This window comes from Microcystis sp. LE19-8.1F, from assembly GCF_027531715.1.
GTDB classification, from domain to species: domain Bacteria; phylum Cyanobacteriota; class Cyanobacteriia; order Cyanobacteriales; family Microcystaceae; genus Microcystis; species Microcystis wesenbergii_A.
The window spans coordinates 1-1,810 of record NZ_JAPZSO010000182.1 but is presented as its reverse complement, the minus strand read 5'-3'; the positions used below and the strand labels follow the sequence as shown (position 1 = coordinate 1,810).

The 1,810-nt window shown below is 46.6% G+C and carries 2 protein-coding genes; both read right to left on the bottom strand.

The window, feature by feature from the left end; translation table 11 throughout:
- The coding region (locus O9334_RS17335) for a hypothetical protein (protein WP_288001444.1) at nt 1-456 on the bottom strand (456 nt) is incomplete at its 3' end.
- Nucleotides 437-1,507: a GntR family transcriptional regulator gene (locus O9334_RS17330; protein WP_288001441.1), complete on the bottom strand. Its 1,071-nt coding sequence runs from the start codon at nt 1,505-1,507 to the stop codon at nt 437-439. The genes O9334_RS17330 and O9334_RS17335, both read right to left, overlap by 20 nt.
- Nucleotides 1,508-1,810 lie beyond the last annotated feature (303 nt).

Sequence of the window (1,810 nt, the reverse complement as noted above, 5' to 3'; positions counted from 1 at the left end):
CAGAAAAAACTCGCAGTGAAATAGCCGGTTGTCGGTGGTGAGAATCCAGCCGTTCCCCTTAAACTCTCTGACCTCGAAGGTTTTGCCGGCGGCTTCGGGATGGTTCCCATTTATGGTAACGGTGTCACCAACCTTCAAATCGCACAAGAACGGCTCGTCCTTTAACCTGTTGGGTCGTTCGGGAACGGGAACGGAAGCGTACCAATCAACCCAAACGACCGGCAAACCCACCGACGGGAGAGACAACTGGGCGATAACCCCCAACCGTTTGCCGTCGGTAACGGCTTGACCCACCGTTAAATTCAGGTAAGCCCGAAGATCGTCCCTGAGATCACTCAGGTATTGCAGATCGGCCTTTTTTTTCCTCTTCTCCCCAGCGGTCTGAGTCAGTTCGGCCTCGATCCGCCGCAACCGTTCGCCTATTATCTCCTCTTCTTCATTTCTGGGAAGTTCCATAACAACCTCTCAAAATCTCAAAGAATTCCGCCATTTGTTGGGGACTGGCAGCTGTATCGTATTCCCCCGCCGCCACCTTGCGCCACGCTATCAGTTGACCGTCTGGAAGGAAAACCTTGGGTTCTCGAAATTGGTCGAGGGGTAGATATTCGGGCGATCGCGCCTGGACAGAACCTTCGATAATCGCCTGCTCGTACCATTGCAAAAATTCTCGGTTCAAGGGATTTTTTAAAGACTTCTCTTTCTCCTGTCTCGGAACCTGATATAAAAACACCCCTCGGGGATTATTGATCGTCTCCCAGGTCTCCTCAATGTGCCTGATCGCACCCCAAACCTGAGATATATCGTGATCCTCGATCACCTTACATACCCTTTCATCGAGGGAAATCCCCAATTCTTGCAACTTAACCCTGACCAAATCGGGAATAACTTGCCGAGAAATTTCCTCTTCTTGCCAACTTCTCACCGAAAGGTTTTTATCGATCACCATCTCTTCCAAAACGGCCGATAACTTACCGAAATTTCCTTGCTCCTCTTCAGAGTTTTCAATACATTTATTCTTTATCCCCCCAACGGTCTGGGATGTCTGAATAATCTGAATAGTCTGAGGCTCGGTAGAATCCTTATCTGACAAGGGTTTTGACTCGACAATCGGATCATTTTGTCCGATTGCTGACATTTGGATCATTTTGTCGTCAACAGGATCATTTTGTCCGCAACGGGATCTTTTTGTCCGTTTTTGGATTATTTTGTCCAAGGCAAAATTTTTTCCCTTGCCGTTGTTGGTGGTGTTTTTGGCCTTCCATTTATCTATGGCAAAATCGAAGAGATCGGCATCCTGTAGCCGTTGTGCCGCTCTCTGGATGGTACGCGGATTTACTCCCAGTTCCACGGCGATCTCTGCGGGTGAGGGGATTTCGACAAACCGATCACCGTAAGGATCGCGGGAGTAGAGATACAGCCATAAATCGTATTGGGTTCCAGACAATTTCAGGGAACGAACATAATTAATTAGCTCGAACGGGATCTGAACAAAGCTTGTTTGTGTCATAATAGAAGTAATTGAGTGTTTCCCCGCTCTAGTCAGTGCGGGGTTGTTTTTTAGGGACTTTTTTCTTATTTGTCCCTTAATCAGAACTTCAACTGTTCTTAATTTCGTTTCGGATAACCATATTTCCCCCCACCGTGCCATAATTGGAACTGCAAAGGTGTCTTGTCATTCGCTAACAATATAATTATAATATAATAAGTTCACTGTAGGTAGAAAAAATAATTTATGTTTCAAGAAGCCCTAGACAAGACATTGAGATATCGGGGCATCGCCGGAAAACAAATCGCAGAACATACCGGGATT

Coding starts and splice junctions, on each gene's coding strand:
- O9334_RS17330 (WP_288001441.1), bottom strand. CDS start 1,507: ATGACACAAACAAGCTTTGTTCAGATCCCGTTCGAGCTAATTAATTAT.